The sequence below is a fragment of the Streptomyces sp. NPDC007872 genome, from assembly GCF_042868165.1.
Classification (GTDB): domain Bacteria; phylum Actinomycetota; class Actinomycetes; order Streptomycetales; family Streptomycetaceae; genus Streptomyces.
In genome coordinates, this window is the sequence record NZ_JBIAEA010000011.1 from 29,839 (window position 1) to 44,772 (window position 14,934).

Consider the following 14,934-nt stretch of genomic DNA (forward strand, 5'->3'; position numbering starts at 1 on the left):
TCGAGTGCTAACGACGATCCATAGTGACGTATTCCGGGGCCTCAGTCCACCGCCACCGGCACGCGGTGACCGATGCCACGCGCCGCGACCCGGCTCGCCTCGCGCGGCTTCAGCCGCGACCGCAGCAGCACCAGCGTGGTCAGGGCGAGGGCCGTGCCGGCCATCGGCACCAGGAATCCGGTGCTCGCGCCGTGCGCGTCGGCGAGGCGGCCGGCGACCGTGACGGCCGCCGCCTGGCCGAGCGCGACCGCGCCGGTGAGCCAGGTGAAGGCCTCCGTGCGGGCCGAGGCCGGGATCAGGGTCTCGACGATGGTGTAGCCGGTGATCAGGGCGGGGGCGATGCACAGGCCCACGACCAGGCCCAGGGCGCCGAGGAGCAGCACCGAGTGCACGGACCACAGCAGGGACGCGGCGACGGTGAGCCCCGCGTAGCCCAGGACCAGGCGGCGCAGGGGGCCGGTCTTCCAGGCGACGGCGCCCATGGCGATGCCCGCGAGCATGTTGCCGGCGGCGAAGACCCCGTACAGCAGGCCGTTGACGCCGGGGTTGCCGATCTCCTCGCTGAAGGCGGTCAGGGAGACCTGCATGCCGCCGAAGACGGAGCCGATGCCGAGGAAGGCGACGATCAGGACGCGGACGCCGGGCACGGAGAGCGCCGAGCGGTGCGGCTCGGAGGCGTGGGCGGCGGCCAAGCCGTGCGCGGGCTGGGTGGCGCGCTGCGCGGCGAAGAACAGGCCGCCGACGAGGGTGAGGCCGGCCTCGGCGATCAGTCCGGCGGCCGGGTGGACGCCGGTGCACAGGGCGGTGGCCAGGACGGGGCCGACGACGAAGGTGAACTCGTCCGTGACGGACTCGAAGGCCGCGGCCGTCGGCATCAGCGGAGTGCCGTCCAGCTTGGCCGCCCAGCGGGCCCGGACCATCGGTCCGACCTGCGGCACGGAGGCGCCGGCGGGCACGGCGGCCAGGAACAGCGCCCAGAGCGGGGCGCCGGCCAGGGCGAGGGCCACGAGCAGGGAGACGGACGCGGTGTGGACGAGGACGCCGGGGACCAGGACGGCGCGCTGGCCGAAGCGGTCGGCGAGCTTGCCGCTCTGCGGCGCGAAGAGCGCCATGGAGACGCCGGTGACGGCGGCGACCGCGCCGGCGCTGCCGAAGGAGCCGGTGGTGTGCTGGACGAGCAGGACGATGCCGATGGTCAGCATCGCGAAGGGCTGCCGGGCGGCGAACCCGGGGAGCAGGAAGGACAGCGCGCCGGGGGTGCGCAGCAACTGTCCGTAACCGGGCCGCTTGCCCGTGGTGGCCCGCTCGTCGGTGCCGACCGTGCCCGTGCCGGGGCGCTCGTCGGTGTCGACCGTGCCGGTGGTGACCGTGGATGCCACGGCCCTTGCCTTTCCGCCGCCTGGTAGCGCGTCCCGTGCACGGTGGTGCGGGTGTCGCCGAGAGCTGTCCTCATGCGCGGAACTGCGGTAGATACCGGGCCGGCCCCACTGCGGAGGGGCGCCACGGCCGCCATACGGTCGCGCCAGCTCTGCGTCAGGCAGAGTTGGTTCGATCAGGTGTGCCTTCATGGTACAGGGAAGGAGCGTCCTCCCGCCTGGGAAACGCTCCCCCCTCCGAATCGATTCCTGCGATCACGGGGATCGATGTGCGCCAGGTCTCAGCCGGTCGGTTTCTTCTGCCGGTGCCCGGCCCGGTGGAAGCGCGTCTCCGTGCCCGGCGGCGGGCCGAGCGCCGTCGAGCCGCCCCCCGTGCCGAGCCAGCCGGCGAGCTTGCCGCCCTGGCCGACCGCCCGCAGGCGCCGCTCGGCGGCGTCCCGCACCGGGTCGGTGGCGACGACCAGGAGCTCGTCGCCGTGCCGCAGGACGGTCGTGGGGCCCGGTACGAAGCTCTTCTCGTCCCGTACGACGAGGGTGACCGCCGCTCCGGCCGGGAGGCGCAGCTCGGCGACCTCCACGCCGTGCATCCGGGAGCCCTCCGGGATGCCGACGGAGAGCAGGTGGCCGCGCAGCCGCTCCAGGGGCGCGGACTCGACGCCGAGGTCGGAGGCGTCCGAGGAGGCGCCGAGCTTGAGCGCCTTCGCCAGCCAGGGCAGCGTCGGGCCCTGGATGAGGGTGTAGACGACGACCAGGACGAAGACGATGTTGAAGATCCGCTCGCTGCCCTCGACCTTCGACACCATCGGGATGGTGGCCAGGATGATGGGGACGGCTCCGCGCAGGCCGGCCCAGGACATGAGGGCCTGCTCCTGCCAGGGGATGCGGAACGGCAGCAGGCTGACCAGGACCTCCGTGGGCCGCGCCACCATGGTCAGGACTAGGCCGATGACGACGGCGGGCCAGAAGTCGTTGACGAGGTCGTGCGGGGTGACGAGCAGGCCGAGCAGGACGAACATGCCGATCTGCGCGATCCAGCCGAGCCCCTCGGCGAAGCCCCGGTTCGCGGGCGCGTGCGGCAGCTTGGCGTTGCCGAGGATCATCGAGGCCAGGTAGACGGCGAGGAACCCGGAGCCGTGGGCCAGGGCGCCGGCGGCGTACGCGACGACGGCGATGGCCATGACGGCGATCGGGTAGAGGCCGGAGGCGGGCAGGGCGACGTGCCGCAGCCCGTAGGCGCCGAGGAAGCCGACCGCGACGCCGATGGCCGCGCCGATGGCCAGTTCCAGGGCGATCTCGCCGAGGAGCACGTACCAGTGGTCGATCGGTCCGGCGGTGGAGAAGGCGACGACCAGGATGACGACGGGGGCGTCGTTGAAGCCGGACTCGGCCTCCAGGACGCCGGTGACCCGTGAGGGCAGGGGCACCTTGCGCAGCACGGAGAAGACCGCGGCGGCGTCGGTGGAGGACACGACGGCGCCGATGATCAGGGCCTGCCGCCATTCCAGGCCGACGAGGTAGTGCGCACCGGCGGCGGTGACGCCGACGCTGACCGCGACGCCGACGGTGGAGAGGACGGCGGCGGCCGGGAGGGCCGGCTTGACCTCCTTCCACTTCGTGCCGAGGCCGCCCTCGGCGAGGATCACGACGAGGGCCGCGTAGCCGATGACCTGCGTCAGCCCGGCGTTGTCGAAGGCGATGTTGCCGATGCCGTCCTGCCCGATGGCGACGCCGATCCCCAGGTACAGCAGGAGGCTGGGGAGCCCGCTCCGGGAGGAGATCCGCACGGCCGCCACGGCGATCAGCAGCACGAGCGAGCTGACGAGCAGGAGTTCGTTGAGCTGGTGGACAGTCAGTGGCCGGTCCTTCCCCTCATATGCGGCTGGATCGTTCCTCCAGCGGGCGACACTTCGTTACCTTACCTAATCTTTAACGTTTTCTTGACGCCTTCCCGGTGGCTCACCCGCTCACCAGTACGGTTCTCTTCCTGACACCGCGTCCGAGCCGTCCGGACGCTGCGCCTAAGGTGGCTCCCGTACTCCAGGACCACCCTGCCCCTCGAAGGACAGCGATGCCCTCCAACACGTCCGCGCCCCCCGCCAAGAAGAAAGGGCGGCGTGCCCGCCTGCTCCTCGTCCTCCTGGTCCTCGTGCTGGTCGCGGGCGTCGGGGCCGGCGGTTACTGGGGCGTCAGCACCGTCCGGGCCTCGTTCCCGCAGACCACCGGTGAGATCCGCCTCGACAGCCTCTCGGGCCAGGTGGAGGTGAAGCGGGACGCCAAGGGGGTCCCCCAGATCTACGCCGACAACGAGACGGACCTCTTCCGCGCCCAGGGCTACGTCCAGGCGCAGGACCGCTTCTACGAGATGGACGTCCGCCGGCACGTGACCGCGGGCCGGCTCTCCGAGATGTTCGGCGAGGGCCAGGTCGAGACCGACTCCTTCCTGCGCACCCTCGGCTGGCGCCGGGTCGCGCAGGAGGAGTACGACAAGGTCCTGTCGGCGGAGACCAAGAAGTACCTCCAGGCGTACGCGGAGGGCGTGAACGCCTACCTGAAGGACCGGAAGCCGGGCGACGTCTCCGTCGAGTACGCGGCCCTGGCCCTCACCAACGACTACGCGATCGAGCCGTGGACCCCGGTCGACTCGGTGGCCTGGCTGAAGGCCATGGCCTGGGACCTGCGCGGCAACATGCAGGACGAGATCGACCGCTCGCTGCTCACCAGCCGGCTGACCCCGGCGCAGATCAAGCAGCTCTACCCGGAGTACCCGTACGCGCTCCACCAGCCGATCGTGGGCGGCGGGAAGGTCGACGGGTCCACCGGGAAGTTCGACCCGAAGGGCGGGGGCGAGGACGACGACCTCGGCACGGGCGAGACGCCGGGCACCGATCCCACCGGCTCGAACGGCTCCGACGGCTCCGGCTCCCAGGGCATGTCGTCCCAGTTGAGCGCCCTCTCCGAGGTCCTCGACGGCGTCCCGGCCCTGCTCGGCCCCAACGGCAACGGCATCGGCTCGAACTCCTGGGTCGTCGCCGGGAAGTACACGACCTCCGGCAAGCCGCTGCTCGCCAACGACCCGCACCTCGCGCCGCAGCTCCCGTCCCTCTGGTACCAGATGGGCCTGCACTGCCGCTCGGTCTCGGCCACCTGCCGCTACGACGTCTCCGGCTACACCTTCTCCGGCATGCCCGGTGTGATCATCGGACACAACGACAGGATCGCCTGGGGCCTCACCAACCTCGGCGCCGACGTCACCGACCTCTACCTGGAGAAGATCGGCCCCGACGGCTACCTCGTCGACGGCAAGGTCAAGCCCTTCACCGTCCGCGAGGAGACCATCAAGGTCGCCGGCGGCGCCGACCGCAAGATCACCGTCCGCTCCACCGAGCACGGCCCGCTGGTCTCCGACCGCTCCTCCGAACTGGAGACGGTCGGCCAGAAGGCCCCCGTCGGCAACGCCGCCCCCGACCGCGGCACCGGCTACGGCGTCTCCCTCCAGTGGACCGCCCTCCAGCCCGGCAGGTCGATGGACGCGATCTTCGCCATCGACCGCGCCAAGGACTTCGACACCTTCCGGGCCGCCGCCAGGAACTTCGAGGTCCCCTCGCAGAACCTGATCTACGCCGACACCGAGGGCCACATCGGCTACCAGTCGCCGGGCAAGATCCCGCAGCGCGCCAAGGGCGACGGCACCCTGCCCGCGCCCGGCTGGGACTCCTCGTACAAGTGGAAGGGGTACATCCCCTTCGAGAAGCTGCCCTACGAGTACGACCCGGAGCGCGGCTACATCGTCACCGCCAACCAGGCCGTGATCGACCCGAAGGGCTACTCCGACCTGCTCACGAAGGACTGGGGCTACGGCTCGCGCAGCCAGCGGATCAACGACCTGATCGAGTCGAAGACCAAGGACGGCGGCAAGATCTCGCCGGACGACATGCGGACCATGCAGACGGACAACCGCAGCGAGATCGCGACCCTGCTCAACCCGCTCCTGCTCAAGATCGACATCGCCGACCCGTACGTCCGCGAGGCGCAGAAGCTCCTGGAGGGCTGGGACTACACCCAGGAGCCCGACTCGGCCGCCGCCGCCTACTTCAACGCGGTCTGGCGCAACGTCCTCAAGCTCTCCTTCGGCGACAAGCTGCCCAAGGAGGTGCGCGCCGAGGGCGACTGCGTCAACGTGCGTCCGGCCGACGCCACCGGCCCGGTCGACGAGCAGAACAAGCTCGTCCGCGAGTGCGGCCAGCGCGACCCCGACTCGGCGCAGCCGGACGGCGGCGACCGCTGGTACGAGGTCGTCCGCCCGCTCCTCAAGCAGGAGAGGAGCGAGTGGTGGACCACCCCCGGCACCCGCACCGACCAGGCCACCGAGACCCGTGACCAACTGCTCGCCCGCGCCATGAAGGACGCGCGCTGGGAGCTGACCGCCAAGCTCGGCAAGGACGTCTCCACCTGGAGCTGGGGCCGGCTGCACCAGCTCACCCTGAAGAACCAGACCCTCGGCACCGCCGGACCCGGCGTCGTGCGGCAGCTCCTCAACCGCGGCCCGTGGAACCTGGGCGGCGGCGAGGCGGCCGTCGACGCCACCGGCTGGAACGCGGCCGGCGGCTACGAGGTCATCTGGGTCCCGTCGATGCGGATGGTCGTCAACGTCGGCGACTGGGACAGGTCCCGGTGGATCAACCTGACCGGCGCCTCCGGCCACGCCTTCCACTCGCACTACACCGACCAGACGGACGCGTGGGCCAGGGGCGAGCTGTACGACTGGGCCTACGGCAGGGCGGCGGTCGACGCGGCGACGAAGGACACGCTGGTCCTCAGGCCGTAGGGGCCGCCCGGAAGCGGATCACCGCCTCCGGGGTCACCACCGCGTGCACGGGGTGGTCGTGCGGTTCCTCCGGGACCCGTCCGACCACCTCGTCCGCGTAGAGGAGGACCACCAGGGCCGGGTCCCGGCCGGCCCGTACGAGCCGGGCGAGGACCCGGTCGTACGAGCCGCCGCCCCGCCCGAGCCGCATCCCGCGCGCGTCCACCGCGAGCCCCGGCAGCAGCACGGCGTCCGCCGCGCACACCGCCTCCGGGCCGAGCCGGGGCCCGACCGGTTCGAGCAGCCCCCGGCCCGCCCGCGCGAGCCGGTCCGGGCCCTCGTACGCGGCCCAGTCCAGGTCGTTGTCCGGGAGCAGGACCGGGAGCAGGACCCGCACCCCGCGCGCGTGGAGCGCGTCGAGCAGCGCGCGCGTGCCCGGCTCGCGGCCCACGGACACGTACGCGGCGACGGTGGACGCCCCGGCCAGCTCGGGCAGTTCCACCCCCTGCCGGGCCAGGGAACCGGCGGATTCCGCGAGGGACGCGGGAGTCAGCGCGGCGCGGGCGCCCAGAAGTCGGCTGCGCAGCAAGCTCTTTTCGGACATTTCCGGTGTCATGGCGTTCCTCTGCGAATGCGCGGGTGGACGAGCGGGTGAATACGGGGGCGGGTGGGCGGGTGGGCGGGTGAAGGAGCGGGTGAATGCGTGAAGCCCTTCCAACTGCCTTTATGCGGAGGAAGTTAATCGAACCCACATCTTCCTCTCATTACGAACCGTTAGGGTGCACCGCATGAATCAGTCCCTCCCCAGGCTCGGCCGGATCAGCAAGGCCGTCATCCCGGCCGCCGGCCTCGGCACCCGCTTCCTCCCGGCGACCAAGGCGACGCCGAAGGAGATGCTGCCGGTCGTCGACAAGCCGGCCATCCAGTACGTCGTGGAGGAGGCCGTCGCGGCCGGCCTCTCCGACGTCCTGATGATCACCGGCCGGAACAAGCGTCCCCTGGAGGACCACTTCGACCGGAACCACGAGCTGGAGGAGGCCCTGAGCCGGAAGGGCGACGCCGAGCGCCTCTCCAAGGTCCAGGAGCCCAGCGACCTCGCCACCATGCACTACGTGCGCCAGGGCGCCCCGCGCGGCCTCGGCCACGCCGTCCTGTGCGCCGCCCCGCACGTCGGCGACCAGCCCTTCGCGGTGCTCCTCGGCGACGACCTGATCGACCCGCGCGACCCCCTGCTCGCACGGATGGTGGAGGTCCAGGAGCGGGAGGGCGGCAGCGTGATCGCCCTGATGGAGGTCGAGCCCTCGCAGATCCACCTCTACGGCTGCGCGGCGGTCGAGGCCACCGCCGACGGGGACGTCGTCAAGGTGACGGACCTGGTCGAGAAGCCCGACCCGGGCGAGGCGCCCAGCAACTACGCGATCATCGGCCGCTACGTCCTGGACCCGGCCGTCTTCGGCACCCTGCGGGAGACCGAGCCGGGCCGCGGCGGGGAGATCCAGCTCACCGACGCCCTGCAGAAGCTCGCCTCGGACGAGAAGATCGGCGGCCCGGTGCACGGCGTCGTGTTCAAGGGGCGCCGTTATGACACCGGCGACCGCGGCGACTATCTGCGTGCCATTGTCAGACTCGCGTGCGAACGTGAAGATCTGGGACCGGACTTCCGGGCCTGGCTCCGGAGATACGTCAGCGAGGAGATGTAGGCCTTGAGCAGCAGCACGGCGCCGTCGCCGTCCCACGACGACCACGACGAGGACCGGGAGAAGGGCGCGCCCGACCCCTGCGCGGGCCCGGCCCGCGACCTGTGGACGGTCGACGAGCACCTGGCCGACGTCCTCGCGTCCGTGAGCCCGCTCGAACCCATCGAACTGCAACTGCTCGACGCGCAGGGCTGCGTCCTCGTCGAGGACGTGACGGTGCCGGTCGCGCTGCCCCCCTTCGACAACAGCTCCATGGACGGGTACGCGGTCCGGGTCGCCGACGTCGCCGGGGCCACCGAGGAGTTCCCCGCCGTCCTCACGGTGATCGGCGACGTCGCGGCCGGCGCGGACGGCCTGCCCGAGGTCGGCCCCGGCCAGGCCGCCCGGATCATGACCGGCGCCCCGCTGCCGCCCGGCGCCGAGGCCGTCGTCCCCGTCGAGTGGACCGACGGCGGTACGGGCGGGGGAGCGGCCACCGGCATGAGCGCCGCGAGCGCCGCCCCCGAGGGCGCGGGCGGCGAGGTCCGGGTGCACCGCGCGGCCGAGGCCCGCGCCCACGTGCGCGCGCAGGGCAGCGACGTCCGCGCCGGAGAGCCGGCCCTGGCGGCCGGCACGGTCCTCGGGCCGCCGCAGATCGGGCTGCTCGCCGCGATCGGGCGCGGCACGGTCCGGGTGCGGCCCCGCCCCCGGGTCGTCGTCATCTCCACCGGCAGCGAGCTGGTCCAGCCGGGCGAGCCGCTGGGCTCGGGGCAGATCCACGACTCCAACAGCTTCGCGCTCGCCGCCGCCGCGCGGGACGCCGGAGCCCTCGCCTACCGGGTGGGGGCCGTCGCCGACGACGCGGAGTCGCTGCGCTCCACCATCGAGGACCAGCTCATCCGGGCGGACCTGATCGTGACCACGGGCGGGGTCAGCGTCGGCGCGTACGACGTGGTGAAGGAGGCGCTGACCGCCGACGGCGAGGTCGACTTCCGCAAGCTGGCCATGCAGCCGGGCAAGCCGCAGGGCTTCGGCGCGATCGGCGCCGAGCGGATCCCGCTGCTCGCCCTGCCGGGCAACCCGGTCTCCTCGTACGTCTCCTTCGAGCTGTTCGTCCGGCCCGCGATCCGCGCCCTGATGGGCGTGGAGGACCTGCACAGGCCCCGGGTGCGGGCGGTCCTCGACGCGGACGGCCCCCTGCGGTCCCCGGCGGGCCGCCGCCAGTTCCTGCGCGGGATGTACGACCGGGAGACCGGCGCCGTCACTCCCGTGGGCGGTGCCGGCTCCCACCTGATCGCGGCCCTCGCGCACGCGGACTGCCTGCTCGTGGTCCCGGAGGAGACGGAGGCCGTGGAGCCGGGCGCCGAGCTGGAAGTGGTCCTCCTCGGCTGAGGGGGCGAGGGTGGGGGTACGGTGTCGTCCCACACAGCGACCGGGAGTGTCACGGCCATGAGCACGCAGCAAGGTCTCACCCACATCGACGAGGCGGGGGCGGCCCGCATGGTCGACGTCTCCGCGAAGGAGGTCACGGCCCGCACGGCGCGGGCCAGCGGACGGGTCCTCGTCTCGCCGCGCGTGATCGAGCTGCTGCGCGGCGAGGGCGTCCCCAAGGGCGACGCGCTCGCGACCGCCCGGATCGCCGGGATCATGGGCGCGAAGAGGACTCCGGACCTCATCCCGCTCTGCCACCCGCTCGCCGTCTCGGGCGTCACCCTCGACCTGTCGGTCGCGGACGACGCGGTCGAGATCCTGGCGACCGTGCGGACCACGGACCGCACGGGCGTGGAGATGGAGGCCCTGACGGCGGTCTCGGTGGCGGCCCTGACGGTCGTCGACATGGTGAAGGCGGTCGACAAGGGCGCGGTCATCTCCGACGTGCGGGTGGAGGAGAAGACGGGCGGCAAGTCGGGCCGCTGGACGCGGGGCGAGTCGTGACGCGCGCCGGCCGGGTGGCGGGCACCCACGAGCACCCGGAGCCCGCCGGGACCGCCGCGCCCCGGGAGACCCCGGCGGACGCCTACTCCGCCCTGGTCGTCACCGCCTCCAACCGGGCGGCGGCCGGAGTGTACGAGGACAAGGGCGGCCCGCTGATCGCCGAGGCCCTGACCGCGCTGCGGTTCGCGGTCGAGGGCCCGCAGGTCGTCCCGGACGGGGAGCCCGTCGAGGCGGCGCTCCGGGCGGCCGTGGACGCCGGGTACGACCTGGTGGTCACCACCGGCGGCACGGGCATCTCGCCCACCGACCTGACCCCCGAGATGACCCGCCGGGTCCTGGAGCGGGAGGTCCCGGGCATCCCCGAGGCCATCCGCGCGTACGGCCGGGAGAAGGTGCCGACGGCGGCGCTCTCCCGGGGCCTCGCCGGGGTCGCGGGCACCACCCTGATCGTGAACCTGCCGGGGTCGTCGGGCGGGGTGCGGGACGGCCTGGCCGTCCTGGAGCCGCTCCTGAGGCACGCCGTCGACCAGATCCGCGGCGGCGACCATCCGAGACCGTCGTGATCCCGTCCTGGCCCGCCGTCCTCGTCGACGGCGAGGTGGTCCTGCGGCCGATAAGGATGCGGGACCACGCGGTCTGGCGCGAGGTGAACCGGCGCAACCGCGAGTGGCTGCGGCCCTGGGAGGCGACGGTACCGCCGCCGCCCCCGGGCGCCCCGCCCGCCCAGCGCCCGACCTACCGTCAGATGGTGCGCCACCTGCGGTCGGAGGCGAACGCGGGCCGGATGCTGCCCTTCGTGATCGAGTACCAGGGGCGGCTCGTCGGCCAGTTGACGGTGGCCGGGATCACCTGGGGCTCGATGTGCTCGGGCCACGTGGGGTACTGGGTGGACAGCGCGGTGGCCGGGCGCGGGGTGATGCCGACGGCGGTCGCGCTCGCCGTCGACCACTGCTTCCGCACGGTCGGCCTGCACCGCGTGGAGGTGTGCATCCGCCCGGAGAACGGGCCCTCGCGCCGGGTCGTGGAGAAGCTGGGCTTCCGCGAGGAGGGGCTGCGGCCCCGCTACCTCCACATCGACGGGGCGTGGCGGGACCACGTGGTGTTCGCGCTCACGGCGGAAGAGGTGCCGGAAGGGCTGCTGAGACGCTGGCGCCAGACGAGAATGAAATAAGTGTTCGAATTCGATCGGCAGTTGACGGCCGATCGATCCGAACAATCACAAAAAAGTTCAGTGATATCAGCCAGATCGTGCGACACACCGGGCCAATTGGCCTATGCCCTCCTGCGAACCCCTCTACCGTGTGAGACGTGAGCAGCAGCGGCCTCATCTACGCAGTCATCGTCGGGGCCTGGGCCGCCTACTTGGTACCGATGTGGCTCCGCAGGCAGGACGAGCTGAACGAAGCACGTCCGACGGAACGCTTCAGCACCGCCATCCGGCTGCTTTCCGGACGGGCGGGCATGGAGCGCCGTTACGCCAAGGAGCTGAAGGAGCGGGACCGTACGGCGCAGGGCCCGACGCCCGACGTGGACCCGGACGCGGCGACCGAGCACCTCGACTCGGTCGACGTCCGGGCCTTCTCCGCGCCCGCGGCCAGGACGGAGGCGCGCCTGGAACTCCCGGACCGCGCCCCCGAGCCCGAACCCGCGCCCGGGGCGGAACGGGGCGCCGCCGAGCGCGCCCGCCGGGGCAAGGCCCTCGCCCGCCGCCGCCGCACCACGATCGTCCTCTTCCTCGCCTTCACCCTCGGCGCGGTCGTCGCGGCCGTCGGCGGCGTCCCCTTCCTGTGGGTGCCGGCCGTCCCCGCCCTGCTCCTCAGCGCGTACATCGTCCACCTGCGGATCCAGGAGCGGCGCCGCTTCGTGTACGTGATGGACCGGCGCCGCGCCGAGGCGGCGGCCGCCAAGCTGCGCGAGAGCCGCCGCCCCGCCCCGACGCCCGAGCCGGAGGCCGACCCGGCCCCCGCGACGGCCCCCGCGGTCTCCCCGCAGGAGGCGGACCGGCGCGCCCTGGTCGAACAGACCGACCACGCCGAGTGGGTGGACCAGCAGCGCGAGCGCGGCCCGGCCCGCGGTGACAGTTGGGACCCGGTCCCGGTTCCGCTCCCCACGTACGTCACCGCCCCGGTCGCCCCGCGCGCGTCGAGCGGCGTCGACATCACGGACCCGGAGACCTGGAGCGCGGCCCGCTCCTCCACGGCGGCCGACCCGACCCCCGCCCCGGCCCCCCGCCGGCGCCCGGCCGCCCCCCGCCGCGACCGCGACCAGGGCCGCACCCCCCTCTTCGACCAGTACGCGGACGACGACCGCCCCCGGGCCGCCAACGAGTGACCCCGGCGGGCGGGCGGGCCGTCGGACGCACGGCCGCGGCCGCCCTGTCCGACGGCGAGGACCGGACGGTCCTGGAGGCCGCCCCGCACGCGGTCCGCACGGCGGGTGGATCCACGGTCTCCGACCGGCTCGGCTGACCTGCGGCGGAAGCGATTTTTGTTCTCGTCGGTCGGGGTGCTAATGTTTCACACGTCGCAAGGGCCTGTGGCGCAGTCTGGTAGCGCACCTCGTTCGCATCGAGGGGGTCTGGGGTTCAAATCCCCACAGGTCCACAGACGACGGAAATCCCGTCCGGTTGAAAAGCCGGGCGGGATTTCCGCTTTTCCGGTTCCCGTCGGGGCGGCACCGGGCCGCGCGTTCGGCCCGGGACGATAATGCGGAGCGTGACCCAGAGTTCGAAGGACCGCTGGAACGAACTCGCGCTGTTCCTGGTGGTGACGGGCGCCGGTGTCTTCGCCCTCTCCTCCCTGGCGGCGTTCCTGATCGGAGATCAGGACCTGAGCGTCCACGGGCTCCTCGTCGTCCTGCCCAGTGTCCTCATCGGCCTCGGCACCGCCCGGGCCTACCGCCGCCGCCGCGCCGCGAGTGGGGGCGGCGGCTGACGGGCCCGGCGCGTCAGGCCAGGGACTTCGCGTAGCAGCGGCTGTTCTCGTACTCCCGGTAGTGGCCGAACTTGGCGCACGGGGCGTAGCCGCTGGAGGTGTAGAGGGCGATGGCCTCGGGCTGGGCGGTGCCCGTCTCCAGGACCATGCGGGTGCGGCCGGCGGCGCGGGCGTCGGCTTCGAGGGCCGCGAGGATGCGGCGGGCCAGGCCCAGGCCGCGGGCCTCGGGGATCACGTACATGCGCTTGAGCTCGGCGTCGCCGTCCGCGTACCCCTGGTCGTTGGCGTCCTGGGTGCGCCAGCCGCCGGTGGCGAGGGGGTGGCCCTCGGGGTGGTAGGCGAGCAGGTAGAGGCCGCGGGGCGGGACGAACATGCCGGCGTCCAGCGGGGTGGCGTCGCCCTCGTCGCCGTAACGGACGGCGTACTCCGCCTGGACCGCGTCTTCGAGCTTGACCGCGTCGGGGTGGTCGTAGGGGGTGGGACGGATGTTCATGCGGTTCATCGTACGTGTGTGCGGGTGACGGGTGTCGGTATTCTCCCGGGATGCTCACTGTCACAAGTGTGAATGTCAACGGTCTCCGCGCCGCCGCCAAGAAGGGCTTCGCCGCCTGGCTGGCCGGGACCTCCGCCGACGTCCTCTGCCTCCAGGAGGTGCGCGCCGAGGAGGCCCAGCTCCCCCCGGAGGTGCGGGCGCCCGAGGGCTGGTACGCCGTGCACGCCCCCGCCACCGCCAAGGGGCGGGCCGGGGTCTCGCTCTACACCCGGCGCGAGCCGGACGCGGTCCGGGTCGGCTTCGGCTGCCTGGAGTTCGCCGACAGCGGCCGGTACGTCGAGGCCGACCTGCCCGGCGTGACCGTCGCCAGCCTCTACCTGCCCTCCGGCGAGGTCGGCACCGGGCGGCAGGACGAGAAGTACCGCTTCATGGGCGAGTTCCTGCCCTACCTGAAGGACCTCCGGGCCCGGGCCGCCGCCGACGGGCGCGAGGTCGTCGTCTGCGGCGACTGGAACATCGCCCACCGCGAGGCCGACCTCAAGAACTGGAAGGCCAACCAGAAGAAGGCCGGCTTCCTGCCCGACGAGCGGGAGTGGCTGAGCCGGGTCCTCGACGCGGAGGACGGCGGGTACGTGGACGTCGTCCGGGAGCTCCACCCCGACCAGGAGGGGCCCTACTCCTGGTGGTCCTACCGCGGGCGCGCCTTCGACAACGACAGCGGCTGGCGGATCGACTACCAGATCGCCACGCCGGGGCTCGCCGCCAAGGCCGTGAAGGCGTACGTCGAGCGGGCCGCCACCCACGACGAGCGGTGGAGCGACCACGCGCCCGTCACCGCCATCTACGACCTGTAGGACCCGTTCAGGGCGTGTCGCGCAGGCGGCGGTCCAGGGCCATCGACAGCTCCGCCTCCACCACGCTCTTGGCCAGCGGGCGCAGCCGCCACAGGTCCTCCTCGGCCGCGTGGGCGCGGAGCAGCTCGGTGAAGAGGTCCGCGAGCGCCTCGGCGTGCTCGCGGACCCGGGCCCCCGCCGTGAGGACCTCCGCGAGCGGCACGCCCTCGCGGACGAGGGCGGCGGAGACGTCCAGCAGCCGGCGGCTGATGTGGACGATCTCCTCGCCGTCGGTGGCGAGGTAGCCGAGGTCGAGGGCGGCGGCGAGGTTCTCGGGCGTGACCTCGCCCGCGAAGTGGTCCGCCAGCTCCCCGGGGGTCAGCCGGACCGGCTCCTCCTCGCTGGGGACGTCGATGGCGAGGACCTCGCGGACGTTCCGGCCGCTCTCGAAGGCGGTGGTGAGGTCGGCGATGCCGTTGAGGGTGTGGCCGCGCTCCAGGAGGGCGGCGATGGTCCGCAGCCGGGCCAGGTGCTGCTCGTCGTACCAGGCGATCCGGCCCTCGCGGCGGGGCGGCGGGATCAGGCCGCGCTCGCGGTAGAAGCGCAGGGTGCGCACGGTGATGCCGGCGGCGGCCGCCAGCTCCTCCACGCGGTACTCGCGCACGCCGCCCTCCGCCGGGGGCACGGCGGCGTGCGCGCCCGTACCCGTCGGGCCTGCGCCCCTGCCCGTGCCCGTCGTGCGCTCGCCCGTCCCGGGACCCGATCCTTCTGCCACGCCCGCCAGCCTATGTTGTACCGCCGGTAACTTTCCCTCGTCGTACCCCTACCGCTCGGTAGGGAGCTGCTCTACAGTCCCCACCATGCCAGTGATTGCTGGCGTAATA

The 14,934-nt window shown here is 72.9% G+C and carries 15 protein-coding genes and 1 tRNA gene; 11 read left to right on the forward strand and 5 right to left on the reverse strand.

The window, feature by feature from the left end; translation table 11 throughout:
- Positions 1–41: 41 nt before the first annotated feature.
- Positions 42–1,268 carry an MFS transporter gene (locus tag ACFYNX_RS30245; protein WP_365545288.1) on the reverse strand — a complete coding sequence of 409 codons (1,227 nt, stop codon included), beginning with the start codon at positions 1,266–1,268 and terminating at the stop codon, positions 42–44.
- A 389-nt stretch (positions 1,269–1,657) separates the two neighbouring features.
- Positions 1,658–3,184, reverse strand: coding sequence for a potassium/proton antiporter (locus ACFYNX_RS30250; protein ID WP_388665930.1), 1,527 nt, complete (start codon positions 3,182–3,184; stop codon positions 1,658–1,660).
- A 260-nt stretch (positions 3,185–3,444) separates the two neighbouring features.
- Here ACFYNX_RS30250 and ACFYNX_RS30255 point away from each other — a divergent pair, with 260 nt between their 5' ends.
- Positions 3,445–6,201, forward strand: coding sequence for a penicillin acylase family protein (locus tag ACFYNX_RS30255; RefSeq protein ID WP_388665933.1), 2,757 nt, complete (start codon positions 3,445–3,447; stop codon positions 6,199–6,201).
- On the opposite strand, the gene ACFYNX_RS30260 is transcribed toward ACFYNX_RS30255, so the two are convergent.
- Positions 6,191–6,796, reverse strand: coding sequence for a 5-formyltetrahydrofolate cyclo-ligase (locus ACFYNX_RS30260; RefSeq protein WP_365545180.1), 606 nt, complete (start codon positions 6,794–6,796; stop codon positions 6,191–6,193). The two genes, ACFYNX_RS30255 and ACFYNX_RS30260, sit on opposite strands and share 11 nt — an antisense overlap.
- Before the next feature lie 172 nt (positions 6,797–6,968).
- Between ACFYNX_RS30260 and galU the strand changes: the two genes are divergently transcribed.
- The 9 genes from galU to ACFYNX_RS30305 all read left to right on the forward strand — a co-directional run bounded on the left by galU (position 6,969) and on the right by ACFYNX_RS30305 (position 12,724).
- Positions 6,969–7,880 (forward strand): UTP--glucose-1-phosphate uridylyltransferase GalU, encoded by a 912-nt coding sequence (gene galU, locus ACFYNX_RS30265; RefSeq protein ID WP_125666407.1) that lies wholly within the window; start codon positions 6,969–6,971, stop codon positions 7,878–7,880.
- Positions 7,881–7,883: 3 nt separating this feature from the next.
- On the forward strand, positions 7,884–9,248 hold the full coding sequence (gene glp / locus ACFYNX_RS30270) for a gephyrin-like molybdotransferase Glp (protein ID WP_388665937.1): 1,365 nt from the start codon (positions 7,884–7,886) through the stop codon (positions 9,246–9,248).
- A gap of 57 nt (positions 9,249–9,305) precedes the next feature.
- Positions 9,306–9,791 carry a cyclic pyranopterin monophosphate synthase MoaC gene (gene moaC / locus ACFYNX_RS30275; RefSeq protein ID WP_365545176.1) on the forward strand — a complete coding sequence of 162 codons (486 nt, stop codon included), beginning with the start codon at positions 9,306–9,308 and terminating at the stop codon, positions 9,789–9,791.
- The gene (locus ACFYNX_RS30280) at positions 9,788–10,354 is read left to right on the forward strand and encodes a molybdenum cofactor biosynthesis protein B (RefSeq protein ID WP_388665940.1); all 567 of its coding nucleotides are present in this window, start codon (positions 9,788–9,790) and stop codon (positions 10,352–10,354) included. Before moaC ends, ACFYNX_RS30280 begins: the two co-directional genes overlap by 4 nt.
- Before the next feature lie 56 nt (positions 10,355–10,410).
- On the forward strand, positions 10,411–10,962 hold the full coding sequence (locus ACFYNX_RS30285) for a GNAT family N-acetyltransferase (protein ID WP_388666229.1): 552 nt from the start codon (positions 10,411–10,413) through the stop codon (positions 10,960–10,962).
- Between the two features lie 137 nt (positions 10,963–11,099).
- On the forward strand, positions 11,100–12,122 hold the full coding sequence (gene glpR, locus ACFYNX_RS30290) for a gephyrin-like molybdotransferase receptor GlpR (RefSeq protein ID WP_388665943.1): 1,023 nt from the start codon (positions 11,100–11,102) through the stop codon (positions 12,120–12,122).
- Positions 12,119–12,259 (forward strand): hypothetical protein, encoded by a 141-nt coding sequence (locus ACFYNX_RS30295; RefSeq protein ID WP_388665946.1) that lies wholly within the window; start codon positions 12,119–12,121, stop codon positions 12,257–12,259. The genes glpR and ACFYNX_RS30295 overlap by 4 nt, the downstream gene beginning before the upstream one ends.
- A 61-nt stretch (positions 12,260–12,320) precedes the next feature.
- Positions 12,321–12,394 (forward strand) — tRNA-Ala (locus ACFYNX_RS30300).
- A 111-nt stretch (positions 12,395–12,505) separates the two neighbouring features.
- On the forward strand, positions 12,506–12,724 hold the full coding sequence (locus tag ACFYNX_RS30305) for a hypothetical protein (protein WP_388665949.1): 219 nt from the start codon (positions 12,506–12,508) through the stop codon (positions 12,722–12,724).
- Positions 12,725–12,737: 13 nt separating this feature from the next.
- On the opposite strand, the gene ACFYNX_RS30310 is transcribed toward ACFYNX_RS30305, so the two are convergent.
- A complete protein-coding gene (locus ACFYNX_RS30310; RefSeq protein ID WP_365545140.1) occupies positions 12,738–13,217 on the reverse strand; it encodes a GNAT family N-acetyltransferase in 480 nt (159 codons plus the stop codon).
- A gap of 50 nt (positions 13,218–13,267) precedes the next feature.
- On the opposite strand from ACFYNX_RS30310, the gene ACFYNX_RS30315 reads away from it, so the two are divergent.
- A complete protein-coding gene (locus ACFYNX_RS30315) occupies positions 13,268–14,071 on the forward strand; it encodes an exodeoxyribonuclease III (protein ID WP_388665952.1) in 804 nt (267 codons plus the stop codon).
- 7 nt (positions 14,072–14,078) lie between these two features.
- Here the strand turns inward: ACFYNX_RS30315 and ACFYNX_RS30320 are convergent, their stop codons facing one another.
- Complete coding sequence (locus ACFYNX_RS30320) at positions 14,079–14,735, reverse strand: MerR family transcriptional regulator (RefSeq protein ID WP_365545279.1); 657 nt, start codon at positions 14,733–14,735, stop codon at positions 14,079–14,081.
- Between the last annotated feature and the right edge of the window lie 199 nt (positions 14,736–14,934).

What these genes read in the sequence shown, in the direction of transcription:
- ACFYNX_RS30255 (WP_388665933.1), top strand. Translation starts at nt 3,445, where the DNA reads ATGCCCTCCAACACGTCCGCGCCCCCCGCCAAGAAGAAAGGGCGGCGT.
- ACFYNX_RS30260 (WP_365545180.1), bottom strand. Translation starts at nt 6,796, where the DNA reads ATGACACCGGAAATGTCCGAAAAGAGCTTGCTGCGCAGCCGACTTCTG.
- galU (WP_125666407.1), top strand. Translation starts at nt 6,969, where the DNA reads ATGAATCAGTCCCTCCCCAGGCTCGGCCGGATCAGCAAGGCCGTCATC.
- moaC (WP_365545176.1), top strand. Translation starts at nt 9,306, where the DNA reads ATGAGCACGCAGCAAGGTCTCACCCACATCGACGAGGCGGGGGCGGCC.
- ACFYNX_RS30285 (WP_388666229.1), top strand. Translation starts at nt 10,411, where the DNA reads ATGCGGGACCACGCGGTCTGGCGCGAGGTGAACCGGCGCAACCGCGAG.
- ACFYNX_RS30310 (WP_365545140.1), bottom strand. Translation starts at nt 13,217, where the DNA reads ATGAACATCCGTCCCACCCCCTACGACCACCCCGACGCGGTCAAGCTC.
- ACFYNX_RS30315 (WP_388665952.1), top strand. Translation starts at nt 13,268, where the DNA reads ATGCTCACTGTCACAAGTGTGAATGTCAACGGTCTCCGCGCCGCCGCC.